Below are 23,359 nucleotides of genomic sequence, written 5' to 3' on the forward strand. Positions count from 1 at the left end.
GCACGGCATGCCGGGGCCGCTCGCACGCGCGGCGCCGGGCATGTGCGGATACGGTTCCGCACCCCTCGGGCACTCAGTCCGAGCCCATGTGGTCGAGACGGCGGAGGATGACGCCCTCACGCAGCGCCCAGGGACATATCTCCAGGCTCTCCACGCCGAACAGGTCCATCGCGCCCTCGGCCACCAGGGCGCCGGCGAGGAGCTGGCCGGCCCTGCCCTCCGAGACGCCGGGGAGTTCCCCGCGCTGGTCCGCGGTCATCCCGGACAGCCGGGGCACCCAGGCCTCCAGGGACTCCCGCTTGAGTTCGCGCTGGACGTAGAGGCCCTCCGCGCTGCGGGCGGCACCGGCGATACGGGCGAGCTGCTTGAAGGTCTTGGAGGTGGCTACCACGTGGTCCGGGGCGCCGAAGCGGCTGAACTCGCCGACGGTACGGGCGATCTCCGTACGGACGTGGCGCCGCAGGGCGCGCACGTCGTCGGGTCCGGGCGGATCGCCGGGCAGCCAGCCGGCGGTGAGGCGGCCGGCGCCGAGCGGCAGGGAGACGGCGGCGTCCGGCTCCTCGTCCATGCCGTAGGCGATCTCCAGGGAGCCGCCGCCGATGTCCAGGACCAGCAGTTTGCCGGCGGACCAGCCGAACCAGCGGCGGACGGCGAGGAAGGTGAGCCGGGCCTCCTCCGCGCCGGTGAGCACCTGGAGCCGTACGCCGGTCTCGTCCTCCACGCGCGCGAGGACGTCGTCGGCGTTGGTGGCCTCCCGGACCGCGGAGGTCGCGAACGGCAGCAGGTCCTCGACGCCCTTGTCCTCGGCGGCCTGGAGCGCGTCCCGGACCACGTCGGCCAGTTGGCGGATGCCGTCGTCGCCGATGGCACCGCTGTCGTCGAGCAGTTGGGCGAGCCGCAGTTCGGCCTTGTGCGAGTGCGCGGGCAACGGCCGTGCGCCGGGGTGGGCGTCCACCACCAGCAGATGCACCGTGTTCGAACCCACGTCCAGGACCCCGAGTCTCATGTACGGAACGCTACTGCCAGATCCGCCGTCCTCGGTCCCCGCTGCGGCCCCGGGCCACTTACCCTGGACGCGTGCCAAAGACGAAAAAGGCGAAGGACGACAAGCCGTCCAAGTCCGGCAAGACGCCCAGAAAGGCCCCGAAGGTGAGTGACGAGAAGGGGCTCGACTTCGCGCGCGCGTGGGTGGAGTTTCCCGATCCGGCGGACGAGGAGCAGGTCTTCCGCTGCGATCTGACATGGCTGACCTCTCGCTGGAACTGCATCTTCGGCAGCGGCTGCCAGGGCATCCAGGCGGGCCGCGCGGACGACGGGTGCTGCTCGCTGGGCGCCCACTTCTCCGACGAGGACGACGAGAAGCGGGTCGCCGGGCACGTGGCGAGGCTCACGCCGGAGATCTGGCAGCACCACGACGAGGGCGTCCGCAACGGCTGGACCTCCGAGGACGAGGAGGGGTCCCGGCAGACCCGGCCCTTCCAGGGGTCGTGCATCTTCCAGAACCGTCCGGGCTTCGCGGGCGGCGCGGGCTGCTCGCTGCACATCCTCGCCCTGAAGGAGGGGCGGGAGCCGCTGGAGACGAAGCCGGACGTCTGCTGGCAGCTGCCGATCCGGCGGACGTACGACTGGATCGAGCGGCCGGACGACACGCGCGTGCTGCAGGTGTCGATCGGCGAGTACGACCGCCGGGGCTGGGGCCCGGGCGGCCATGACCTGCACTGGTGGTGCACCTCGGCGACGTCGGCGCACGGCGCGGGCGAGCCGGTGTACGTCTCCTACCGGGCGGAGCTGACCGAGCTGATGGGCAAGGCCGGCTACGACCGCCTGGCCGAGCTGTGCGAGCAGCGGCTGGCCTCGCAGCTGCCGCTGGTGGCTCCGCATCCGGCGGATCCGGGGCCTGCCTAGCCGTCGTCCGACGGGCTCGGGTCGCCGTCGTCGGTGGGCGGCGGCGGGGACGAGCTCGGCGGATCGGACGGTGTCGGGTCGGCCGGCGTGGACGGCGGGTCCGAGGGCGAGGGGGGCGGACTGGACGGCGGGTCGGTGTGGGCCGGGGTCGAGGGACTCGGGTCGGGGGCGGGCGTCGAGGGCGGGGCCGGGGGTCCGCCGGGGGCGGTGCCGTAGCCGTCGATCGTGACCACGGCGCCGGCCGGTGCGACCGCCACCTGGGTGTGCCAGTGGCCGGACGGCTCGCGCAGCCGGTCGACGTACACCTTGATCGTGAACGTTTCGCCGGGCCGGAGCGTGCCCGCGGACCGGCTGAAGTAGAGCCAGGACGCCGAGGTGGACGCGGACCAGCGGACCGGTCCCGCGCCGGACGCGGTGAGCGTGATCAGCGTGATGTCGCCGTCGGTGCGCGCGCCGACCGCGAGCTCCCCTGCGCCCTTCCCGCCGCCTCCGCCGACGCTGACGACCTTCACGGAGACGTCCGACGTGCCCTTCTCGGCCGGGACGCCGGACGGCTTCACCCGGGCGTTCCCCGCGTTCTCGTAACCGCCGCCGGTGTCGCCGCCGAACGCGTCGGGGCCCTGCGCCTCGCTGGCGGCGCCCGGCCGGCCGTCCTCGCCGGGGGCCGGAGCGCCCCGGTAGGCGGCCCACAGGGCGAGCACGGGGGCGGCGACCACGGTGGCGACGACGGTCGTGGTGACGGCACGCGCGCGGAGGCGGTCGCGGCGGGCCGCGCGGTCCTTGGGGTCCATCGGGAAGCCGCGCCGGTCGAAGCGTGGCGCGGCCGCGCCACGCGCGCGCGGGTGGTGCGCGAGGGCGACGTGCAGGGCCGCGCGGGGCGCCTGCAGAACCGGCAGCTCGGCCGGGGTGACCGTGGCGCCGGGCCAGCGGCCGGGGACGGCGCGCTCGGCGGTGCGGCGGCAGCGGGGGCAGTCGTCGACGTGCCGGACCAGCTCGCGGCGCAGGGTGGTGCTGAGGACCAGCCGGCTGTCTCCGGTGAGGTGGGCCACGCTCGGGCAGCCGCCGGTCTCGACCACGGCGAGCGCGGCGCGGGTTCGCTCGACCTCGCAGGCCGCGGTGGCCAGCAGCTCGCGCGCGGCGGCGGGCGCCATGCCGAGGACGGCGGCGACCTCGCGCGCGGCGAGGTGGTGGCGGACGGCGAGCTCCAGGGCCTCGCGCTGCTCGGGGGAGGTGCCGGCCGCCTCCGGCCAGGCGAGCAGGGCGAGTTCACCGCGCCGCTGCTCCAGGACCTCCGGGGCCACGGGCGGATCGGCCTCCCGCTTCGCGGCGGCCGGGCGGCCCGACGCGTGGGTGGCCTGACGCTTCTGCCGGGCCTCGGCGAGCCCCCGCAGGCACGCCCAGCGGGCCAGTGCGTACAGCCAGGCCCGCTGGTCGACGGCCTCCGGGACGCGCTGTCCGCGCCGCTCGGCCAGCGCCAGGACGTCCCCGAGGGCGGCGGTGGCCGCGTCGTGGTCGCACAGCACCGACAGGCAGTAGGTGAACAGACCGTCCAGGTACGGCTCGTAGCGCGCCGGCGGCCGCTGCGCGAGGGTGCGCGCGGCGGCTCGGTCGCGCGCCTCCCGGTGCGTCCGATGTGCGCCGGTGGTGCGGGTCGTCGTCTCCGGACTGCTGCTCATCACCCGTGCGACCGTAGGCGGCGGCGCAGTGCTCCTTCCGGCGCCTTGAGCTCTTTTAATTCGTACGGGTGAAACGATCCCTCATAAGGGGACAGGAACCTTTCGTTCCACGGCCCGGACCCGACGGGCCCTGACCGGTACCGGGCGGCCCGTGGGGGCGGTGTCAGTGCCGCGGGCTACGGTTTCCGCATGGCTGCCCGTACCAAGACCACCAAGGACCGACCGTCCTACCGCTGCACCGAGTGCGGCTGGCAGACCGCCAAATGGCTCGGCCGCTGCCCGGAGTGCCAGGCCTGGGGCACGGTCGAGGAGTACGGCGCGCCCGCGGTCCGTACGACGGCGCCGGGCCGGGTCACCAGCTCGGCGCTGCCCATCGGCCAGGTCGACGGCCGTCAGGCGACCGCCCGCCCGACCGGCGTGCCGGAGCTGGACCGGGTGCTCGGCGGCGGTCTGGTGCCCGGCGCGGTGGTCCTGCTCGCGGGCGAGCCCGGCGTCGGCAAGTCCACCCTGCTGCTGGACGTGGCCGCCAAGTCGGCCAGTGACGAGCACCGCACCCTCTATGTGACGGGTGAGGAGTCGGCGAGCCAGGTGCGGCTGCGGGCCGACCGCATCGGCGCCCTGGACGACCATCTGTACCTGGCCGCCGAGACCGATCTGGCGGCCGTCCTCGGCCACTTGGACGCGGTGAAGCCGTCCCTGCTGATCCTGGACTCGGTGCAGACGGTCGCCTCGCCGGAGATCGACGGCGCGCCCGGCGGCATGGCCCAGGTGCGCGAGGTGGCAGGCGCCCTGATCCGCGCCTCCAAGGAGCGCGGCATGTCCACGCTGCTGGTGGGCCACGTCACCAAGGACGGCGCGATCGCGGGCCCCCGGCTGCTGGAGCACCTGGTGGACGTCGTCCTGCACTTCGAGGGCGACCGGCACGCCCGCCTGCGCCTGGTCCGGGGCGTGAAGAACCGCTACGGCGCCACGGACGAGGTCGGCTGCTTCGAGCTGCACGACGAGGGCATCACGGGCCTCGCCGACCCGAGCGGGCTCTTCCTGACCCGTCGTGCCGAACCGGTCCCGGGCACCTGCCTGACGGTCACCCTGGAGGGCCGCCGCCCGCTGGTGGCGGAGGTGCAGGCGCTGACCGTGGACTCCCAGATCCCCTCTCCTCGCCGGACCACCTCGGGTCTGGAGACCTCCCGGGTGTCGATGATGCTCGCGGTGCTGGAGCAGCGCGGGCGGATCAGCGCGCTCGGCAAGCGGGACATCTACTCCGCGACGGTGGGCGGAGTGAAGCTCTCGGAGCCCGCCGCCGACCTGGCGATCGCCCTCGCGCTCGCCTCGGCCGCCAGCGACACCCCCCTGCCCAAGAACCTCGTCGCGATCGGCGAGGTGGGGCTCGCGGGCGAGGTCAGACGGGTCACGGGCGTGCAGCGCAGGCTCGCCGAGGCGCACCGGCTGGGCTTCACACACGCCCTCGTGCCGGGTGATCCGGGCAAGGTCCCGGCCGGGATGAAGGTGCTGGAAGTCGCCGACATGGGGGACGCGCTCCGGGTGCTGCCGCGCTCCCGTCGCCGAGAGGCCCCACAGGAGGCGGAAGACCGCCGGTAGACTTTGCCCAGGTCTCGCCCGTCCGTACGAACATAGTGCGTGCGACGGCGGCGCCCCAGAACCTGCGACCGGAGGAGTGCAGTGGCAGCCAACGACCGGGCAGCAGCTCCCGGAAAGTCCGGTGGGAGCGCCGGCTCCGATCGCCTGATGCGCGCCTCACTGAGCGCCGTGGCTCCCGGCACGCCCCTGCGTGACGGCCTGGAGCGGGTCCTGCGCGGCAACACCGGCGGGCTCATCGTCCTGGGCTCCGACAAGACCGTCGAGGCGATGTGCACCGGCGGCTTCGTGCTGGACGTGGAGTTCGCCGCGACACGGCTGCGGGAGCTGTGCAAGCTGGACGGCGGCATCGTGCTCTCCTCCGACCTGTCGAAGATCCTGCGGGCCGGCGTGCAGCTGGTCCCGGACCCGACGATCCCGACGGAGGAGACCGGCACCCGGCACCGCACGGCGGACCGGGTTTCCAAGCAGGTCGGCTTCCCGGTGGTCTCCGTCTCCCAGTCCATGCGGCTGATCGCCCTCTACGTCGACGGCCAGCGCCGCGTGCTGGAGGACTCCGCCGCGATCCTCTCCCGCGCCAACCAGGCCCTGGCCACCCTGGAGCGGTACAAGCTCCGCCTGGACGAGGTCGCGGGCACGCTGTCGGCGCTGGAGATCGAGGACCTGGTGACGGTCCGGGACGTGTCGGCGGTCGCCCAGCGTCTGGAGATGGTCCGGCGCATCGCCACCGAGATCGCCGAGTACGTGGTGGAACTCGGCACCGACGGCCGTCTTCTCGCGCTCCAGCTCGAGGAGTTGATCGCCGGGGTGGAGCCCGACCGCGAACTGGTCGTCCGGGACTACGTCCCCGAGCCCACGGCGAAGCGGTCCCGCACGGTGGACGAGGCGCTCGCGGAGCTGGACGCCCTGACCCACGCGGAACTCCTCGAGATGGGCACGGTGGCGCGGGCACTGGGCTACACGGGCTCCCCCGAGACCCTCGACTCCGCGGTCTCCCCGCGCGGCTTCCGGCTGCTGGCGAAGGTGCCGAGGCTGCCGGGCGCGATCATCGACCGTTTGGTGGAGCACTTCGGCGGGCTCCAGAAGCTGCTCGCCGCGAGCGTGGACGACCTGCAGACGGTGGACGGCGTCGGCGAGGCCCGGGCGCGAAGCGTCCGCGAGGGCCTGTCCCGCCTGGCCGAGTCGTCGATCCTGGAGCGGTACGTCTGACCGGCGCGGACGTGGCCGCGTAAGTGCGGGCACGCGTATCGCCGAGGCGGCACGGGCGGGCGGGGAAGGCATCCCGCCGACGCGGCACGGGCAAGCGGAACAGTCCGTGCCCGGCCGCGGCCCAGGGCGCCACGACAGCGACAATGCGCCGCGCTAGTCGGCCGACAGCACGAACGAGGCCCGCGCCTTGGCGAACCCCGGCGCCTTCGCCTCCAGCAGATACGTCCCCGCCTTCGCCGACCCCGCCGGAGGCGTGGCGCACTCCGGCGCACTCGGCTTCCGGTCCCACTTCACGTTGTACGTGATGCTCTGACCCGCGCTCACCCGGAAGAGCAGGCTCGCCGCGCTCTTCGGGCAGTCGGCCGACGACCAGTACGCGTCGTCGCCCTCCGCCGGCGTGATGGTCAACACCGCCTTCTTGGGCCCGAGATCGACCTTGCAGTCACCGGACGAGGAGTTCTTCGCGACGAGTTCGAACTCCGGCGTCTGGTCCGGCGAGAAGGAGTTGTGCACGCTGCGCAGGGTCAACGTCACCGCGCCGGGCGTGCAGTTGGGCAGCGAGGAGGACGCGGGCAGCGCGTTTTCGGTACCGACCCCGCCGCCGCCTGCGGCGGAGCCGCCGCCCGAGCCACCGCCGGAGCCGCCCTTGTCATCCGAGCCGGTGTCGCCCGAGCCGGAACCGCTCCCGCCGGTGTCCCCGCCGCCCGGCTCGTCACGCCCGCCCGGGTGCTGGCTGTAGGCCGGCCCGGACGAGGAGGGCCCCGGCGTGATGGTGGACGCGGGATTCTTGCCGTTCGGCCCGTCGGCACCGTTCTTGCCGCCCCCGCCGCCCGAGGTCACCATCCAGGTGATCAGCAGCGCCAACAGGGCGAGTACGGACAGCATGAGGACCCTCCGTCGCCAGTAGATGGAGGAGGGAAGCGGCCCGACCGGATTGCGCAGAGATCCCACGGCGCAAACTGTACGAGAGATCACCGCTCCGGCTCGCGCCACCCGCCGTCCGGACGACAACTTTTCCGGATCATCATCACGGCAACTGCCCGCGGACGAAGGGCTTCTTCACTCACCGCCACGCGACGCGACGCTCCGCGACCGCGCCGTCGTCGGCCACCACACGCCGAGCCGTGGCAGGATCGGAAGGCCATGACTGAGAAGCTTCACGCCCCCGTGATCGCCTGGTTCGACTCCCACGCCCGCGACCTCCCCTGGCGCCGCCCGGATGCGGGCCCCTGGGGCGTGATGGTCAGCGAGTTCATGCTGCAGCAGACGCCGGTGAGCCGGGTGCTCCCCGTGTACGAGCAGTGGATCGAACGCTGGCCCCGCCCCGCCGACCTCGCCAAGGAGGCCCCCGGAGAGGCGGTGCGCGCCTGGGGCCGGCTCGGTTACCCGCGCCGCGCCCTGCGCCTGCACGGAGCGGCCGCGGCCATAACGGAACGGCACGGCGGTGACGTGCCGACGGATCACGCGCAGCTGCTGGCGCTCCCCGGGATCGGCGAGTACACGGCCGCGGCGGTCGCCTCCTTCGCGTACGGGCAGCGCCACCCGGTGCTGGACACGAACGTGCGCCGGGTCTTCGCGCGGGCGGTGACGGGTGTTCAGTACCCGCCGAACGCCACCACGGCCGCCGAGCGGCGGCTGGCCCGGGAGCTGCTGCCGGAGGAGGAGAGGACGGCCGCACGCTGGGCCGCCGCCTCCATGGAGCTGGGCGCGCTGGTGTGCACCGCGAAGAACGAGGGCTGCCCGCGCTGCCCGATCGCCGCGCAGTGCGCGTGGCGGCTCGCGGGCAAGCCGGAGCACGAGGGCCCGCCGCGCCGCGGCCAGACGTACGCGGGCACGGACCGCCAGGTGCGCGGCAGGCTCCTCGCCGTACTGCGGGAGGCGCACGCGCCGGTGCCGCAGGCGGCGCTGGACCGGGTCTGGCACGAGCCGGTGCAGCGCGCCCGCGCGCTCGATGGGCTCGTCACGGACGGTCTGGTGGAGCCGCTGCCGGGCGCCCTGTACCGGCTGCCGCTGACCTGACGCACAGCCAAGTCACAGCCGATCGGCGTTCGTTGCAACAGGCTCCGGCCGACGAAACAGTTAATAGCAGGACATAAGCGCCGCGTTCCTTACCCCGTACCTACTTCCGTTACACAACCGACGGACAGCCGATTGCCGGCCGCAGGCTGCTCCGCACAGCCTCGTGACAACCGCTCCGTAGCTTTCTTCCCGTGCCCGGCGGACCAACGGGCAGGCAGCACGGCGGGACTTCCGGCACGGGGCCGGAGTACACGGGGAACGGAGGCGGTCGATCATGGCGCAGGGTGAGGTGCTCGAGTTCGAGGAGTACGTCCGCACCCGGCAGGAAGCGCTGCTGCGCAGCGCCCGCCGGCTCGTCCCGGACCCGGTCGACGCCCAGGACCTGCTGCAGACCGCCCTGGTGCGGACGTACGGCCGCTGGGACGGCATCGCCGACAAGCGGCTCGCGGACGCCTACCTGCGCCGGGTGATGATCAACACCCGTACCGAGTGGTGGCGGGCGCGCAAGCTGGAGGAGGTCCCCACCGAGCAGCTCCCGGAGTCCTCCGTGGAGGACGCCACCGAGCAGCACGCCGACCGGGCCCTGCTGATGGACATCATGAAGGTGCTCGCACCGAAACAGCGCAGTGTCGTGGTGCTGCGACACTGGGAGCAGATGTCCACGGAGGAGACGGCCGCGGCCCTCGGTATGTCGGCGGGTACGGTCAAGAGCACGCTGCACCGGGCGCTCGCCCGGCTCCGCGAGGAGCTGGAGGCGCGCGATCTGGACGCACGCGCGCTGGAGCGTGAGGAGCGGGAGCGTTGCGCGGCCTGATCGGGGCCGGGCCCGAACGGGCCCCAGGCAGTTCAATGGCGGTGATCGCGGCGGCGGCCTCGGTCACCGCCCTCGGCCTTTTCGCCGCCGCCTGCGGCACCGGGGGGACCGGCGCCCGGGACGAGGGCCCGGCGCACGCCTCCGCGGTGGCGGGCGCCTCCCCGCCGCCCAGTCCGTCCGACTCCTACCGGCGGGTGGACGCGGTGGCGCTGCTGCGCCACGACCCCGCGGTCTCGGCCTCGGTCAAGCGCGACCTCAAGCCGTGCAACGGCGACGACTACCCGGTCGACGTGTCCTACGGCGACCTGACCGGCGGCGCCGTGAGCGATGTCGTGGTCAACGTGCTGACCTGCGCGGACGCGGTGGGTGTCGGCTCGTACGTGTACCGGGACGAGAACGGCGCGTACAAGAACGTCTTCCGGTCCGAGGAGTCCCCGGTCTACGCGGAGATCGTCCAGGGCGTCCTGACCGTGACCAAGCAGGTGTACCGCAGGGGCGACCCGATTTCCCGCCCGTCCGGCGAGGACGTCATCCCCTACAGGTGGAAGGCGGGGCGCTTCGCCCAGGGCAAGCCCGTCCACAACGACTACAGCAAGTCCGTCGGCGAGGACGCGACACCCGCTCCGGACAACTGACCGACCACAAGCACACGAGGACTGAGAGCACCCGGGATGGCAGACCAGACCCACGTCCTGTTCGTCGAGGACGACGACGTCATCCGCGAGGCCACCCAGCTCGCCCTGGAGCGGGACGGCTTCGCGGTGACCGCCATGCCCGACGGGCTCTCCGGGCTGGAGTCCTTCCGGGCGAACCGGCCCGACATCGCGCTGCTCGACGTCATGGTCCCGGGCCTGGACGGCGTCAGCCTGTGCCGGCGCATCCGGGACGAGTCGACGGTTCCGGTGATCATGCTCTCGGCGCGCGCCGACTCCATCGACGTCGTCCTCGGCCTGGAGGCGGGCGCCGACGACTACGTGACCAAGCCGTTCGACGGTGCCGTGCTGGTCGCCCGGATCCGCGCGGTGCTGCGCCGCTTCGGGCACGCCGGCGGGGCCGCCGCCGGCTCGGGGGCCGCGGCGGACCTGAACGGCGGGCCGCTGGTCTTCGGCGAACTGGAGATCGACACCGAGGGCATGGAGGTACGCCGGGCCGGACGCCCGGTGGCGCTCACCCCGACCGAGATGCGGCTGCTGCTGGAGTTCTCCGGCGCGCCCGGCACCGTGCTCTCCCGCGACAAGCTGCTGGAGCGGGTGTGGGACTACGGCTGGGGCGGGGACACCCGGGTCGTCGACGTCCATGTGCAGCGGCTGCGCCAGAAGATCGGCCAGGACCGGATCGAGACGGTCCGCGGGTTCGGCTACAAGTTGAGGGCCTGAGCGGAGCGGGACATGCGGGGGATCATTCGGCGCCCGATGCGGCGCGTGGAACGGGCGGGACTGCGGACCGGGCTGAGATGGAAGCTCAGCGCGGCGATCGCGCTGGTCGCCGGTCTGGTGGCGATCGCGCTCAGCCTCGTCGTGCACAACGCGGCCCGTGTCTCCATGCTGGACAACGCCCGTGACCTGGCCAACGCGCGGGTCCAGATCGCGCAGCGCAACTACGAACTGGGCGGCCGGCCGAACTTCCCGAGCATCAAGATCGACGACCCGGAGCTGCCGCCGCCGCTGCGCGACAAGGTGAGGGAGGGCCGCCGGGCCAGCTACGTCAGCGACCGCGGCGCCGGGCCGGACATCTGGGCAGCCGTGCCGGTCAAGGACGGGCATGTGCTGTCCCTGCACGGCAACTTCCCGGACCGCTCCACGGACGTGATGAAGGACCTCGACCAGGCGCTGGTCATCGGCTCCATCGCGGTCGTGCTCGGCGGCAGCGCGCTCGGCGTGCTGATCGGCGGGCAGCTCTCGCGACGGCTGCGCAAGGCGGCGGCCGCGGCGGGCCAGGTCGCGAAGGGGGAGACGGACGTACGGGTGCGGGAGGCCATCGGCGGGGTCGTACGGGACGAGACCGACGACCTCGCGCGCGCGGTGGACGCCATGGCGGACGCGCTGCGGCAGCGGCTGGAGGCCGAGCGGCGGGTGACCGCCGACATCGCGCACGAGCTGCGCACCCCGGTGACGGGTCTGCTGACGGCCGCCGAGCTGCTGCCTCCGGGGCGCCCCACCGAACTGGTCCTGGACCGGGCGAAGGCGATGCGCACCCTGGTCGAGGACGTGCTGGAGGTGGCCCGGCTGGACGGGGCCTCCGAGCGGGCCGAGCTGCAGGACATCATGCTGGGCGAGTTCGTCGCCCGGCGGGTCGCGGCCAAGGACCCGGACATCACCGTACGGGTGGTGCACGAGTCGGAGGTCACGACCGACCCGCGCCGTCTGGAACGGGTGCTGTTCAACCTGCTGGCCAACGCCGCCCGGCACGGCAGGCCGCCGGTGGAGGTCACCGTCGAGGGCCGGGTCATCCGGGTCCGCGACCACGGCCCCGGTTTCCCCGAGGCCCTGCTCGCCGAGGGACCGAGCCGCTTCCGCACCGGCAGCCAGGACCGTGCGGGCCAGGGCCACGGCCTGGGCCTGACCATCGCGGCCGGCCAGGCCCGGGTGCTGGGCGCCCGGCTGACCTTCCGCAACGTACGCCCGGCCGGGGCCCCCGACCACGTTCCCGCGGAGGGCGCCGTGGCCGTCCTCTGGCTCCCGGAGCACGCCCCCACCAACACCGGCAGCCATCCCATGCTGCCGGTGTCCGGCGGGCGTTAGGGCCTCACCGGTCGCCGCGGGTCCGGGCCGGCGGGCCGGTCGCCGCGTCCGGCGGGCCGGCACGGCGAAGGCCCCCGGGGCGGACACCGCCGGGGGCCTTCGGACCGGGAGAGGCTCAGAGGGCCTCGGTCACCTCGGGCTTCTGGGGGCCGCCCTTGAGCGGCACCTCCTTCACGAACAGCGCCGCGATCAGCACCAGGACCGCGATCACCGCGCCCAGCAGGAACGCCGAGTGCGTGCCGGCGGACACCGCGTGCTGGTAGGCCTCCCGCGCCTGCACCGGCAGCTTCGCCAGGCTCGCCGCGTCGAGCTGCGCCGACTTCTCGGTGACCTTGGAGCCCAGCGCGCCGGCCTTCTCCGACATGACGTCCTGGACCTTGTGGTTGAACAGCGCGCCCATGACGGCCACACCGAAGGAGGAGCCGAGCGTACGGAACAGGGTGGTGGAGGAGGACGCCACACCCATGTCCTTCATCTCCACGCTGTTCTGCGCCACCAGCATGGTGATCTGCATCAGGCAGCCCATGCCCGCGCCGAGCACGGCCATGTAGATGCCGGAGGTCAGCCGCGTGGTGTCGGTGTCCATCAGCGACAGCAGGTAGAGCCCGACGATCATCAGCACGCCGCCGGCGATCGGGAACACCTTGTAGCGGCCGCTGTTGGTGGTGACCCGGCCGGCCACCATCGAGGTCACCAGCATCGAGCCGAGCATCGGCAGGAGCAGCAGACCCGAGTTGGTCGCGGAGGCGCCCTGGACCGCCTGCTGGTACAGCGGCAGGAAGAGGGTGGCGCCGAACATCACGAAGCCGGTGATGAAGCCGATGACCGACATCAGGGTGAAGTTGCCGCTGCGGAAGATGTGCAGCGGCAGCACCGGCTCGGCGGCCCTGGTCTGCCAGAACACGAACCCGACCAGCGCGGCCACGCCGATGCCGATCAGCTCCATGATCCGCGCGGAGGTCCAGGCGTACTCGGTGCCGCCCCAGGTGGTGACGAGCACGATGGAGGTGATGCCGACGGTCAGCAGGACGACGCCGAGGTAGTCGATGCCCGCCTTGGACCGCTTCTTCGGCAGGTGCAGCACGGCGCTGACGAGCGCGAGCGCGACGGCGCCGAGCGGCAGGTTGATGTAGAAGGACCAGCGCCAGCCCCAGTTGTCGGTGATGGTGCCGCCGACCAGCGGGCCGCCGATCATCGCCAGCGCCATGACGCCGGCCATCATGCCCTGGTACTTGCCGCGCTCCCGCGGCGGGATCAGGTCGCCGATGATCGCCATGACGCCGACCATCAGACCGCCGGCGCCGAGGCCCTGCACGGCACGGAAGCCGATCAGCTGCCCCATGTCCTGGGCCATGCCGCTGAGCACGGAGCCGATCAGGAAGATCACGATGGAGCTGAGGAAGGTGGCCTTACGGCCGAACATGTCACCGAGCTTGCCCCAGACCGGGGTCGCCGCGGCGGTCGCCAGGGTGTAGCCGGTCACCACCCAGGACAGGTGCTCGAGGCCGCCGAGCTCACCGACGATCGTCGGCATCGCGGTGCCCACGATCATGTTGTCCAGCATCGCGAGCATCATCGCGATCATGAGGGCGAGGAGCACCACCCGGACGCTCCTGGGCTGCTTCTCCTGCGACTCCTCCGGTTGCCCGGGCTGTTTCCGGTCCGCCGCGACCGCTTGTGTGTCCGCCATCTCTCCCACTCCCCCCGACGGCCCCTTACTTGCCGCCCGGCTAGTTCACTACACTGAGGGAAGGTAGACCCGCCACTAGCCGGTCGTCAAGTAAGTTTTGCGGGAGCGCGAGGAGTACGAGGATGGGCGTCACCATGGACGGCACCAAGCATCAGCGCCGCGGCAACACCCGCCAGCGCATCCAGGATGTGGCGCTCGAACTCTTCGCCGAGCACGGCTACGAGAAGACCTCCCTGCGCGAGATCGCCCAGCGTCTCGACGTCACGAAGGCGGCCCTGTACTACCATTTCAAGACCAAGGAAGAGATCATCGTCAGCCTCTTCGAGGATCTGACGCAGCCGATCGAGGACCTGATCGAGTGGGGTCGCAGCCAGCCGCACACGCTGGAGACCAAGCAGGAGATCGTGCGGCGTTACAGCCAGGCTCTGGCCGGCGCGGAACCGCTCTTCCGGTTCATGCAGGAGAACCAGGCCACGGTCCGGGAGCTGCGCATCGGCGAGTCCTTCAAGGACCGGATGCGCGGCCTCAGGGACATCATCATCGACCCCGAGGCCCAACTCGTCGACCAGGTCCGCTGCGTGAGCGCGCTGTTCACGCTGCACGCGGGGATGTTCGTGATGCAGGACCTGGAAGGCGACTTCGAGAAGAAGCGCGCGGCCGTCCTCGAAGTCGCCGTGGATCTCGTCACGCAGGCGCATCAAGGCGCCCACGGGGAACGGTAGATCAGACCTTCAGACCGTGGGCCTTGAGGAAGACCACCGGGTTGACCGCGGAACCGTAGTTCGGGGTGGTCCGGATCTCGAAATGCAGGTGCGGGCCGGTGGAGTTACCGGTGCTGCCCGAAAGGGCTATGTGCTGACCGGTCTTGACGACCTGGCCAACCTTGACGTCGATCCGGGACAGGTGCGCGTACTGCGAGTACGTGCCGTTGCCGTGCTTGATGACGACGGCGTTGCCGTAGGCGGGACCGTCACCGGCGCCGTTGGGGCCGGCCTTGACGACGGTGCCGCCGTGCGCGGCGAGAACCTCGGTGCCGGTCGGGACGGCGAAGTCCTGACCGCTGTGCTTGTGCGCCCAGTGGCTGCCGTCCTGCATGAAGCTGGCGGACAGCGTGTACTTCTTCACCGGGTCGACCCAGGAGGCGGCCGACGGGGTGGCCGCGCTCGCGACCCCGGTTCCCACCACGGCCGTGGCGCCGATGCCGGCAGCCAGGACGGCCACGCGGGTGCGGAGCGAGGACGTACGCGAAGAACGGGACGTGAAGCGCTGGAACATCGAAACCTCGTGGACTAGGGAACGGGGGGCCGTGCGACGTACAGGCGTTCGCCGCGCTGGCCATTCATTGGTAACCCACCACCTCAGTCCGCCACAAAGCCCTGCTTCTACGGCAGGACGTAGTACACAACTACAAATGCACCCACTTCTTGACAGACACCGACTCTTCGGACACCACCGCTGCTGACATGCGGTTTCTTCGTCAAGCGGTGCCGGTAATGCCCCATTTTGACCTGATAGGAAATATCACTAAGCCGGGTAGTAACGGGCATTTCCCCTGTGCGGCTTGTCACGGCCCAGGGGGCCGTGGGGGTGCCTGAATGTGACCCGCGCTACTCGCTTGCCCGGTACGGAAGTTGGCGATCCGGGGACGGATCCGGGACCTGACACTCCGTCAGCCGACCCCGGCCGGACCGCGAAATGTGACGCAGACCCCTGTACGACTACCGTTCAGTAACCCTACGGTTCCTCTCGCGCCACCCTCAGCACTGATCATGCCCCTGACAGTCAATCGTTCTGACCCTTCAGTACGGACGTGAGAGGACCCCCACCGATGACCAGACGCCCCTGGGCGCGCCGTATATCCGTCACCGCCGTCTCCATGGCCGCGCTCACCGCGCTGGCCGCCCCCGCGGAGGCGGCGACCACGAGCGGTTCCTCCGCGAAGGTCGACTACGCCACCTGGCAGCAGGACTGCCAGACCGTGATGGACCAGGCCCTTCCCTACCTGAAGGACCGCATCGCCGCGGCCCGGCCGGGTGAGAAGCAGGCGATCGTCTTCGACATCGACAACACGACGCTGGAGACCGACTTCGGGTTCAGCTTCCCGCAGCCCGCCAACAAGCCGGTGCTGAACGTCGCCGAGTACGCCCAGGAGCACGGCGTCTCGCTCTTCTTCGTCACCGCTCGCCCGGGCATCATCGAGGCGCCCACCGAGTGGAACCTCGAGCACGACGGCTACGAGGTCTCCGGCCTTCGCGTCCGCGGCTTCCTCGACCTCTTCAAGGACGTCGCCGCCTACAAGACCGCCCAGCGCGCCGACATCGAGAAGCGGGGCTACACGATCATCGCGAACGTCGGTAACAGCGCCACGGACCTCTCCGGCGGCCACGCCGAGAAGACCTACAAGCTGCCGGACTACGACGGCCAGCTGTCCTGACGACGGAGAAAGGGGCTGCCCCGGGACCGTGGTCCCGGGGCAGCCCCTTTTCTCGTCCGTCGTGCCCCCGGAGGGTTACGCGTCCTTGCTCAGGTTCGGACCGGCACCGCCGGCCGCCTGCTCGATCGGCGGGACGTCCGGCAGCGCCGACTTCTCCTCGCCGCGGAAGGTGAAGGTCTGGGACTCGCCCTCGCCCTCGGTGTCCACGACCACGATGTGACCGGGGCGCAGCTCGCCGAAGAGGATCTTCTCCGAGAGCGTGTCCTCGATCTCGCGCTGGATCGTGCGGCGCAGCGGCCGGGCACCCAGCACCGGGTCGTAACCCTTCTTGGACAGCAGCTCCTTGGCGGTCTGGGACAGCTCGATGCCCATGTCCCGGTCCTTCAGGCGCTCGTCCACCTTGCTGATCATCAGGTCGACGATCCGCAGGATGTCCCCCTGCGTCAGCTGCGGGAAGACGACCACGTCGTCGACGCGGTTGAGGAACTCGGGGCGGAAGTGCTGCTTGAGCTCGTCCGACACCTTGTTCTTCATGCGCTCGTAGTTGGACTTCGTGTCGCCCTGGGCCGCGAAGCCCAGGTTGAAGCCCTTGGAGATGTCCCGGGTGCCGAGGTTGGTCGTCATGATGATGACCGTGTTCTTGAAGTCCACGACCCGGCCCTGGGAGTCGGTCAGGCGACCGTCCTCCAGGATCTGCAGCAGCGAGTTGAAGATGTCCGGGTGGGCCTTCTCGACCTCGTCGAACAGGACGACGGAGAACGGCTTGCGGCGGACCTTCTCGGTCAGCTGGCCGCCCTCTTCGTAGCCCACGTAGCCGGGGGGCGAACCGAACAGACGCGACACCGTGTGCTTCTCGCTGAACTCCGACATGTCGAGGGAGATCAGCGCGTCCTCGTCACCGAAGAGGAACTCCGCGAGGGCCTTGGACAGTTCGGTCTTACCGACACCGGACGGGCCGGCGAAGATGAACGAACCACCGGGGCGCTTCGGGTCCTTCAGACCGGCACGCGTACGGCGGATCGCCTTCGACAGCGCCTTGACGGCGTCGACCTGGCCGATGACCCGCTTGTGGAGCTCGTCCTCCATGCGCAGCAGACGCGAGGACTCCTCCTCGGTCAGCTTGAAGACCGGGATGCCGGTGGCGGTCGCGAGGACCTCGGCGATCAGCTCGCCGTCGACCTCGGCGACGACGTCCATGTCGCCGGCCTTCCACTCCTTCTCCCGCTTGGCCTTGGCGGCCAGGAGCTGCTTCTCCTTGTCGCGCAGGGAGGCGGCCTTCTCGAAGTCCTGCGAGTCGATCGCGGACTCCTTGTCGCGGCGGACGCCGGCGATCTTCTCGTCGAACTCGCGGAGGTCCGGCGGCGCGGTCATCCGGCGGATGCGCATCCGGGAGCCGGCCTCGTCGATCAGGTCGATCGCCTTGTCCGGCAGGAAGCGGTCCGAGATGTAGCGGTCGGCCAGGGTGGCCGCCTGCACCAGCGCCTCGTCCGTGATGGAGACACGGTGGTGGGCCTCGTACCGGTCGCGCAGACCCTTGAGGATCTCGATCGTGTGCGGCAGGGACGGCTCGGCGACCTGGATGGGCTGGAAGCGGCGCTCGAGGGCCGCGTCCTTCTCCAGGTGCTTGCGGTACTCGTCCAGGGTGGTGGCACCGATGGTCTGCAGCTCACCGCGGGCCAGCATCGGCTTCAGGATGGAGGCCGCGTCGATGGCGCCCTCGGCGGCACCCGCACCGACCAGCGTGTGCAGCTCGTCGATGAACAGGATGATGTCGCCGCGGGTGCGGATCTCCTTGAGCACCTTCTTCAGGCGCTCCTCGAAGTCACCGCGGTAGCGGGAGCCGGCGACCAGCGCGCCGAGGTCCAGGGTGTAGAGGTGCTTGTCCTTGAGGGTCTCGGGCACCTCGCCCTTGACGATGGCCTGGGCGAGGCCCTCGACGACGGCGGTCTTGCCGACGCCGGGCTCACCGATCAGCACCGGGTTGTTCTTGGTACGGCGGGACAGCACCTGCATGACCCGCTCGATCTCCTTCTCGCGCCCGATGACCGGGTCGAGCTTGGACTCACGAGCGGCCTGGGTGAGGTTCCGGCCGAACTGGTCGAGGACCAGGGACGTCGAGGGGGTGCCCTCGGCAGGCCCGCCGGCGGCGGCGGTCTCCTTGCCCTGGTAACCGGAGAGCAGCTGGATCACCTGCTGCCGCACCCGGTTGAGGTCTGCGCCCAGCTTGACCAGGACCTGGGCGGCGACGCCCTCGCCCTCACGGATCAGGCCGAGCAGGATGTGCTCCGTGCCGATGTAGTTGTGGCCCAGCTGAAGGGCCTCGCGGAGCGAGAGCTCCAGGACCTTCTTGGCACGGGGAGTGAAGGGGATGTGGCCGGACGGGGCCTGCTGGCCCTGACCGATGATCTCCTCCACCTGCTGGCGGACCGCCTCAAGCGAAATGCCGAGGCTCTCCAGGGCCTTAGCGGCGACACCTTCGCCCTCGTGGATGAGACCCAGGAGGATGTGCTCGGTGCCGATGTAGTTGTGGTTGAGCATCCGGGCTTCTTCCTGAGCCAGGACGACAACCCGCCGCGCGCGGTCGGTGAACCTCTCGAACATCGTTAATCGCTCCTCAGAGCGGTCAGGCAGTGGGGGGAACTTCCCCTCCCTGTCCTTCCGCAGCTTAGTCCCGCAAGCGGGGACCGCTCATTCCAACTGCCGACACCGTCGATGGCCTCCTGACCCCGAACGCCGACATCTGTCCCAACCCGATGGTGCGAGACGATGTTCCCGCAGGCCAGGCAGTTACCCCAGTCGCCAGTACGCCGATGGCGAACGTGAGGCCGCCCGTCCTGCGTGTCGCCCCCTCCCACTAGGCATGTCTTACCCGCTGGGACTGACACTCCATGCCGCGCCCACCGGTTCCCTCCGCTATGGGCGAACAACCTTGCGGCTGCCCGTGACCCCGCGCGCCTCTTTCTCCCGCACCCCGCGCGACGGACGGAGCGCCCAGCGTAACCACGGGCCCGGTTCGGCGGTTGCACCCTGCATGGCTGGCTCGGTCTCCGCGATCTCATCGGTCCCCCTTCCCCGTCGTCCGCTCGATCCGGTGCCGCCCGGTCCGCGGGCGGGCGGGGTGCCGGACGGCCCGGAGGACGGGGCCCGGCACTGGTACGAGAACGAGCTGGGCTGGCCGACCGTGCCCGGCCGGCCGCCGATGCTGGTCACGGGGGTCCGCTTCGACGTCCTGGACGTGCCGGCCGAGGCGGGCGCTCATGCGCTCCGCCACCTCGGGCCGGGTTCCCCGGTGGCCCTGTGGGGCGAACGGATGCGGCTGCTGGTGGCCGCGGGCAGCGCGGAGGAACTGCCGGGAGTGCTGGAGTGGCTGGAGTGGCGCGGGCTCGCGCTGGATCTGCGGGCACTGGGCACGGGCGGCCTCATGGAGGCGCCCGCACGGCCCGGAGAGGCCCGCTCAGGGGCGCTGCCGCCGGAGCGGGGCCGCGCCGCCGGGCACGGCCCGGTTCCCGTGCAGGGGGCCGCCGTATGGCTGCGGCCCCCCGGGCCGGGGGGTGAGGCCGAGGCCTCGCTGCCGGCGTTGCCGGCCGTGGGGGGCCCGACAGGCGCCCCCGATCTCGTACGACTTGTGGACACGCTGGCGACGCACTGCCACCGCGTCCGGCTGCGGCGCGCGAACGCCCGGCCGCCCGCCTGCCGGGGAAATCAGCCGTTGGCCTTCTCGTAGGCCTCGCGAATGGACGCGGGAACACGGCCGCGGTCGTTGACCTCGTAACCGTTCTCCTTCGCCCAGGCGCGGATGGCCGCCGTGTCCTGGTTGCCACCGGAAGCGGCGCGCGCCTTTCCACGTCCGCCCGCGGCACGGCCTCCGGTACGACGACCGCCCTTCACATAGGGGTCGAGAAGGCCACGCAGCTTGTCCGCATTGGTGGTCGTGAGATCGATCTCGTACGTCTTGCCGTCCAGTGCGAACGTAACCGTCTCGTCCGCCTCGCCGCCGTCGAGGTCGTCGACAAGAAGGACCTGAACCTTCTGTGCCACCGGATTTCCTTTCATCGATAACGTTGAGGGCCAGGGTGTGCGGCGCCCGCCGTTTCGCCGCCCCTGTTATATGCAGTACTGCAGTACGTCGGAAAGCAAACCGCTTTTGCCGGAAAAACACAAACCCCTGGGAGAGACCCGGGGGCCCGCCATGGTCCGGAAACATGCGCGTTTCGGACATAGGGCACCGAGGCAATGGCGATCACAGATGCAGAAGCATCCGGCTGTTGCCCAAGGTGTTCGGTTTCACTCGTTCGAGACCGAGGAACTCCGCGACGCCCTCGTCATAGGAACGCAACAGCTCCGCGTAGACATCGGTGTCGACCGGCGTCTCACCGATCTCCACGAAGCCGTGCTTCTGGAAGAAGTCGACTTCGAAGGTCAGACAGAAAACGCGGCGAACGCCGAGCCAGCGGGCGGTCTGCAGCAACTTCTCCAGCAACTGGTGCCCGACACCGGCGCCCTTGAGGCCCGGCTTCACCGCGAGAGTGCGGACTTCGGCCAGGTCTTCCCACATGACGTGCAGGGCGCCGCAGCCGACCACCTCGGCGTTGTCGTCGCGTTCCGCGACCCAGAACTCCTGGATGTCCTCGTAAAGGGTGACCATGGCTTTGTCGAGCAGGATGCGGTCGCGGACGTAGGCGTCGAGGAGGTGACGCACGACCGGCACATCGCTGGTCCGGGCCCGCCGGACGGTGATGGCTTTCGCGGGGACTTCGGGACGTTCTGCGGACATGGGCGGACGCTATCGCCCGGAGGTGTCCTCCGCCGCGCCGGGGTTCTGCTCTTCCCGCGCTTCGCCGGGTTCCGCGGCTTCCCGCGTCGGCGCGGGTTCCGGCGCTCGCGCGGGTTCCGCCGCTTGTACGGTTTCCGGCCCCTGGACGATGCGTACGGCGTCGCTGAGGGCCTGGCGCTGTTCCTCGCTCATCATCCCGAAGAAGGCGACGAGAGCGGCGGCCGGGTTGTCGCTCTGCGACCAGGCGTCGTTCATCAGCGCGGCGGCGTAGGCGGCCCGGGTGGAGACGGCCTCATATCGATAGGCCCGCCCTTCCGCCTCGCGGCGCACCCAGCCCTTCTGATGGAGATTGTCCAAAACGGTCATCACGGTGGTGTACGCGATGGACCGTTCCTGCTGGAGGTCTTCCAGGACTTCTCGAACGGTCACCGGGCGGTTCCACTTCCACACCCGCGTCATGACCGCGTCTTCGAGTTCTCCCAATGGGCGAGGCACAGCCAGAACAATAGTGGGAGATTCCGCCGAAGGCCCGCCGGACGTGCGCTTAGGTCGCCAAAGCGAACAAAAAGGGCGCACGACTCGGAAAGCACCGGGGTGCGAGGAGTCGTACGCCCTGACGGGGGCGGGTCGGCGAGGCGGCTCAGGCGTCGCCGGCGGCGGTCTCGCGACCGCCCTCCACGCGCGCGAGGGCGGCGTCGACGGCCGCGTCCTCCTTGGCCTTGGCGGCCCCGCCCTGGGTCTTCACGATCACCCTGACCACACCGATGAAGAACACGGCCATGACGACCGGGGGAACGAGCGCGGCGACGTAGTCCATGACACCAGGGTAGCCACACGGGCCGGGACGAAAGGGGCGGGGTGGGCGGCCGGGGCTCAGCCGGCGGCGAGCTGCCGCGACTGCTCCGGGTCAACGGGCGGCGTGGGCGGCTTGCGCCGCGGGAAGACCTCGCCCGGCGTGGGGACGGGGCGCTTCGGGGCGGGTTCTCCCGCCGGACGCTCGCCGGGCCGCCCGGGAGGGGCCTGGCCGGGCTTCGGAGCGGGCTTCTGAGCGGGTTTCTCCTGCCCCTCGGCCGCTCGGGCCACATCCTCCCCCGCGCCGCCCGTGAGGGCCAGCAGGCGCGTCCTGGAGGGCGGTACGGCGGGCGCCGGGACCTTGCGCGCGCCCTGCGCGAAGCGGGCCCGCACGTCCTGCTCCGCGAGCGACCGGCAGCGCTCCAGCAGGGCGGCGCCCTTCGGGTTCCCGCGCAGTGCCCCGAGGGCGGCCAGGTCGTCGGGCGCGGGCCGGTACCCGGCGCCCAGCACCTCCTCCAGCAGGGCGAGGTAGCCGGCCGCGGTGCCCGGCAGGGCGGCGCGGTACCGGTCGAGGTCGGCCACGAGGAAGGCGCGCAGCCGGGCCGCCTCGCGCATCGCCTCGTCCAGGGACGCGGCGAGACGGAAGCAGTCCTTGACGTCCTCGGCGGACGCTCGGCCTGGGTGAAGGGCGAGGGCGAGGGCGCGGCGGAGCACACGCAGCTCCTGCGCACCGAACGCCATGCCGCCGCGGGATCCGTATGGCGTGGGCATGCGGCGACGCTACCGCTAATCGGACAAAAGTGATGGATGGGGACGTTGTGTCGTCGCGTGTCGCCGTCCGGTTTCCCCCGGCCGGTGTCACCCGCGCGCGTGAACGGCGGGAACCGGCGCCCCACCGGGCGCCGGGCGCCTCACAGCCGCGACACGTTCCGCTCGTAGACCAGGCGCAGGCCGATCAGGGTCAGCCAGGGCTGGTGCTCGTCGATCACCGAGGACTCGCCCAGCACCACCGGCGCGAGACCGCCGGTGGCGATCACCGTGACCTCGTCGGGGTCGTCGGCCAGCTCTCGGGCCATGCGGCTCACCACGCCGTCGACCTGTCCGGCGAAGCCGTACACGACGCCCGACTGCATGGCCTCGACGGTGTTCTTGCCGATCACGTTCCGGGGCCGGGCCACCTCGATCTTCCTCAGCTGCGCGGCCCTGATCCCGAGGGCCTCCACCGAGATCTCGATGCCGGGCGCGATGACCCCGCCGACGTACTCCCCGCGCGCGGAGACCGCGTCGAAGGTGGTCGCCGTACCGAAGTCGACGACGATCGCCGGGCCGCCGTACAGCTCGTTCGCCGCGACCGCGTTGATGATCCGGTCGGCGCCGACCTCCTTGGGGTTGTCGAACTGGATCGGCACCCCGGTCTTCACACCCGGCTCGACCAGCACCGCCGGCACGTCGCCGTAGTAGCGGCGGGTGACCTCGCGCAGCTCGTGCAGCACGGACGGGACGGTCGCGCAGATGGCGATGCCGTCGATGCCGTCGCCCAGGCCGTCGCCGAGCAGCGGGTGCATGCCCATCAGGCCCTGCAGCAGGACCGCCAGCTCGTCCGCCGTGCGGCGCGCGTCCGTGGAGATGCGCCAGTGCTCGACGATGTCCTCGCCGTCGAACAGGCCGAGCACGGTGTGCGTGTTTCCGACGTCGATCGTGAGCAGCAT

The 23,359-nt window shown here is 71.2% G+C and carries 23 protein-coding genes; 11 read left to right on the forward strand and 12 right to left on the reverse strand.

The genetic code is table 11. The features are described 5' to 3' along the window. Positions 1–73: 73 nt before the first annotated feature. Positions 74–1,006 (reverse strand): Ppx/GppA phosphatase family protein, encoded by a 933-nt coding sequence (locus ABZ478_RS11315; RefSeq protein ID WP_358937634.1) that lies wholly within the window; start codon positions 1,004–1,006, stop codon positions 74–76. A 71-nt stretch (positions 1,007–1,077) separates the two neighbouring features. Between ABZ478_RS11315 and ABZ478_RS11320 the strand changes: the two genes are divergently transcribed. Beyond that, positions 1,078–1,905 carry a hypothetical protein gene (locus tag ABZ478_RS11320; RefSeq protein WP_359547578.1) on the forward strand — a complete coding sequence of 276 codons (828 nt, stop codon included), beginning with the start codon at positions 1,078–1,080 and terminating at the stop codon, positions 1,903–1,905. On the opposite strand, the gene ABZ478_RS11325 is transcribed toward ABZ478_RS11320, so the two are convergent. Then, positions 1,902–3,584: a hypothetical protein gene (locus ABZ478_RS11325; protein WP_359547581.1), complete on the reverse strand. Its 1,683-nt coding sequence runs from the start codon at positions 3,582–3,584 to the stop codon at positions 1,902–1,904. The two genes, ABZ478_RS11320 and ABZ478_RS11325, sit on opposite strands and share 4 nt — an antisense overlap. A 186-nt stretch (positions 3,585–3,770) precedes the next feature. On the opposite strand from ABZ478_RS11325, the gene radA reads away from it, so the two are divergent. Both radA and disA read left to right on the forward strand, forming a co-directional pair. Continuing rightward, a complete protein-coding gene (radA, locus tag ABZ478_RS11330) occupies positions 3,771–5,180 on the forward strand; it encodes a DNA repair protein RadA (protein WP_359547584.1) in 1,410 nt (469 codons plus the stop codon). Positions 5,181–5,261: 81 nt separating this feature from the next. Further along, positions 5,262–6,386, forward strand: a complete 1,125-nt coding sequence (disA, locus tag ABZ478_RS11335) for a DNA integrity scanning diadenylate cyclase DisA (RefSeq protein WP_351667234.1) — start codon at positions 5,262–5,264, stop codon at positions 6,384–6,386. 153 nt (positions 6,387–6,539) lie between these two features. Here the strand turns inward: disA and ABZ478_RS11340 are convergent, their stop codons facing one another. Then, positions 6,540–7,337, reverse strand: a complete 798-nt coding sequence (locus tag ABZ478_RS11340) for a hypothetical protein (protein ID WP_359547586.1) — start codon at positions 7,335–7,337, stop codon at positions 6,540–6,542. 192 nt (positions 7,338–7,529) lie between these two features. On the opposite strand from ABZ478_RS11340, the gene ABZ478_RS11345 reads away from it, so the two are divergent. The 5 genes from ABZ478_RS11345 to cseC all read left to right on the forward strand — a co-directional run bounded on the left by ABZ478_RS11345 (position 7,530) and on the right by cseC (position 11,960). Next, on the forward strand, positions 7,530–8,405 hold the full coding sequence (locus tag ABZ478_RS11345) for an A/G-specific adenine glycosylase (RefSeq protein WP_359547589.1): 876 nt from the start codon (positions 7,530–7,532) through the stop codon (positions 8,403–8,405). Between the two features lie 274 nt (positions 8,406–8,679). Next, on the forward strand, positions 8,680–9,219 hold the full coding sequence (locus ABZ478_RS11350; protein ID WP_199211452.1) for a SigE family RNA polymerase sigma factor: 540 nt from the start codon (positions 8,680–8,682) through the stop codon (positions 9,217–9,219). Between the two features lie 35 nt (positions 9,220–9,254). Continuing rightward, positions 9,255–9,854, forward strand: coding sequence for a hypothetical protein (locus tag ABZ478_RS11355; RefSeq protein WP_359547591.1), 600 nt, complete (start codon positions 9,255–9,257; stop codon positions 9,852–9,854). Positions 9,855–9,890: 36 nt separating this feature from the next. After that, on the forward strand, positions 9,891–10,595 hold the full coding sequence (gene cseB / locus ABZ478_RS11360) for a two-component system response regulator CseB (RefSeq protein ID WP_358937616.1): 705 nt from the start codon (positions 9,891–9,893) through the stop codon (positions 10,593–10,595). 12 nt (positions 10,596–10,607) lie between these two features. Continuing rightward, positions 10,608–11,960, forward strand: coding sequence for a two-component system sensor histidine kinase CseC (gene cseC, locus ABZ478_RS11365; RefSeq protein WP_359547594.1), 1,353 nt, complete (start codon positions 10,608–10,610; stop codon positions 11,958–11,960). 115 nt (positions 11,961–12,075) lie between these two features. Here the strand turns inward: cseC and ABZ478_RS11370 are convergent, their stop codons facing one another. After that, positions 12,076–13,650 carry an MDR family MFS transporter gene (locus tag ABZ478_RS11370; RefSeq protein WP_359547596.1) on the reverse strand — a complete coding sequence of 525 codons (1,575 nt, stop codon included), beginning with the start codon at positions 13,648–13,650 and terminating at the stop codon, positions 12,076–12,078. A gap of 122 nt (positions 13,651–13,772) precedes the next feature. On the opposite strand from ABZ478_RS11370, the gene ABZ478_RS11375 reads away from it, so the two are divergent. Next, a complete protein-coding gene (locus tag ABZ478_RS11375) occupies positions 13,773–14,372 on the forward strand; it encodes a TetR/AcrR family transcriptional regulator (RefSeq protein ID WP_359547599.1) in 600 nt (199 codons plus the stop codon). Between the two features lies 1 nt (position 14,373). Here ABZ478_RS11375 and ABZ478_RS11380 read toward each other — a convergent pair whose 3' ends face one another. Then, entirely contained in the window at positions 14,374–14,925 is a 552-nt protein-coding gene (locus ABZ478_RS11380; protein ID WP_359547601.1) for a M23 family metallopeptidase, read from the reverse strand. A 553-nt stretch (positions 14,926–15,478) separates the two neighbouring features. On the opposite strand from ABZ478_RS11380, the gene ABZ478_RS11385 reads away from it, so the two are divergent. Further along, the gene (locus tag ABZ478_RS11385; RefSeq protein WP_359547604.1) at positions 15,479–16,084 is read left to right on the forward strand and encodes an HAD family acid phosphatase; all 606 of its coding nucleotides are present in this window, start codon (positions 15,479–15,481) and stop codon (positions 16,082–16,084) included. Positions 16,085–16,159: 75 nt separating this feature from the next. On the opposite strand, the gene ABZ478_RS11390 is transcribed toward ABZ478_RS11385, so the two are convergent. After that, positions 16,160–18,685, reverse strand: a complete 2,526-nt coding sequence (locus ABZ478_RS11390) for an ATP-dependent Clp protease ATP-binding subunit (protein ID WP_359547607.1) — start codon at positions 18,683–18,685, stop codon at positions 16,160–16,162. Between the two features lie 430 nt (positions 18,686–19,115). Here ABZ478_RS11390 and ABZ478_RS11395 point away from each other — a divergent pair, with 430 nt between their 5' ends. Next, complete coding sequence (locus tag ABZ478_RS11395; RefSeq protein WP_359547609.1) at positions 19,116–19,808, forward strand: SCO3374 family protein; 693 nt, start codon at positions 19,116–19,118, stop codon at positions 19,806–19,808. Here the strand turns inward: ABZ478_RS11395 and ABZ478_RS11400 are convergent. From ABZ478_RS11400 to ABZ478_RS11425, 6 genes are all read right to left on the reverse strand, one after another. After that, the gene (locus ABZ478_RS11400; RefSeq protein WP_199211446.1) at positions 19,787–20,122 is read right to left on the reverse strand and encodes an Lsr2 family protein; all 336 of its coding nucleotides are present in this window, start codon (positions 20,120–20,122) and stop codon (positions 19,787–19,789) included. The two genes, ABZ478_RS11395 and ABZ478_RS11400, sit on opposite strands and share 22 nt — an antisense overlap. A gap of 202 nt (positions 20,123–20,324) precedes the next feature. Further along, the gene (locus tag ABZ478_RS11405; protein ID WP_199211445.1) at positions 20,325–20,858 is read right to left on the reverse strand and encodes an amino-acid N-acetyltransferase; all 534 of its coding nucleotides are present in this window, start codon (positions 20,856–20,858) and stop codon (positions 20,325–20,327) included. A 9-nt stretch (positions 20,859–20,867) separates the two neighbouring features. After that, positions 20,868–21,353, reverse strand: coding sequence for a BlaI/MecI/CopY family transcriptional regulator (locus ABZ478_RS11410; protein WP_359547612.1), 486 nt, complete (start codon positions 21,351–21,353; stop codon positions 20,868–20,870). Positions 21,354–21,498: 145 nt separating this feature from the next. Beyond that, a complete protein-coding gene (locus ABZ478_RS11415) occupies positions 21,499–21,675 on the reverse strand; it encodes a hypothetical protein (protein ID WP_358937594.1) in 177 nt (58 codons plus the stop codon). A gap of 56 nt (positions 21,676–21,731) precedes the next feature. Next, a complete protein-coding gene (locus ABZ478_RS11420; protein WP_359548311.1) occupies positions 21,732–22,391 on the reverse strand; it encodes a hypothetical protein in 660 nt (219 codons plus the stop codon). A 170-nt stretch (positions 22,392–22,561) separates the two neighbouring features. After that, positions 22,562–23,359, reverse strand: a complete 798-nt coding sequence (locus ABZ478_RS11425; RefSeq protein WP_250402283.1) for a type III pantothenate kinase — start codon at positions 23,357–23,359, stop codon at positions 22,562–22,564.

Source organism: Streptomyces sp. NPDC005706 (assembly GCF_040631045.1).
Lineage (GTDB): Bacteria > Actinomycetota > Actinomycetes > Streptomycetales > Streptomycetaceae > Streptomyces.

Bases quoted from the DNA above. Each gene is read 5' to 3' on its own strand.
- ABZ478_RS11415 (WP_358937594.1), bottom strand. From the start codon at position 21,675: ATGGACTACGTCGCCGCGCTCGTTCCCCCGGTCGTCATGGCCGTGTTC.
- ABZ478_RS11395 (WP_359547609.1), top strand. From the start codon at position 19,116: ATGGCTGGCTCGGTCTCCGCGATCTCATCGGTCCCCCTTCCCCGTCGT.
- radA (WP_359547584.1), top strand. From the start codon at position 3,771: ATGGCTGCCCGTACCAAGACCACCAAGGACCGACCGTCCTACCGCTGC.
- ABZ478_RS11405 (WP_199211445.1), bottom strand. From the start codon at position 20,858: ATGTCCGCAGAACGTCCCGAAGTCCCCGCGAAAGCCATCACCGTCCGG.
- cseC (WP_359547594.1), top strand. From the start codon at position 10,608: ATGCGGGGGATCATTCGGCGCCCGATGCGGCGCGTGGAACGGGCGGGA.
- ABZ478_RS11380 (WP_359547601.1), bottom strand. From the start codon at position 14,925: ATGTTCCAGCGCTTCACGTCCCGTTCTTCGCGTACGTCCTCGCTCCGC.
- ABZ478_RS11315 (WP_358937634.1), bottom strand. From the start codon at position 1,006: ATGAGACTCGGGGTCCTGGACGTGGGTTCGAACACGGTGCATCTGCTG.
- ABZ478_RS11350 (WP_199211452.1), top strand. From the start codon at position 8,680: ATGGCGCAGGGTGAGGTGCTCGAGTTCGAGGAGTACGTCCGCACCCGG.
- ABZ478_RS11370 (WP_359547596.1), bottom strand. From the start codon at position 13,650: ATGGCGGACACACAAGCGGTCGCGGCGGACCGGAAACAGCCCGGGCAA.
- cseB (WP_358937616.1), top strand. From the start codon at position 9,891: ATGGCAGACCAGACCCACGTCCTGTTCGTCGAGGACGACGACGTCATC.
- ABZ478_RS11390 (WP_359547607.1), bottom strand. From the start codon at position 18,685: ATGTTCGAGAGGTTCACCGACCGCGCGCGGCGGGTTGTCGTCCTGGCT.
- ABZ478_RS11385 (WP_359547604.1), top strand. From the start codon at position 15,479: ATGACCAGACGCCCCTGGGCGCGCCGTATATCCGTCACCGCCGTCTCC.
- ABZ478_RS11420 (WP_359548311.1), bottom strand. From the start codon at position 22,391: ATGGCGTTCGGTGCGCAGGAGCTGCGTGTGCTCCGCCGCGCCCTCGCC.
- ABZ478_RS11375 (WP_359547599.1), top strand. From the start codon at position 13,773: ATGGGCGTCACCATGGACGGCACCAAGCATCAGCGCCGCGGCAACACC.
- ABZ478_RS11345 (WP_359547589.1), top strand. From the start codon at position 7,530: ATGACTGAGAAGCTTCACGCCCCCGTGATCGCCTGGTTCGACTCCCAC.
- ABZ478_RS11425 (WP_250402283.1), bottom strand. From the start codon at position 23,359: ATGCTGCTCACGATCGACGTCGGAAACACGCACACCGTGCTCGGCCTG.
- ABZ478_RS11355 (WP_359547591.1), top strand. From the start codon at position 9,255: ATGGCGGTGATCGCGGCGGCGGCCTCGGTCACCGCCCTCGGCCTTTTC.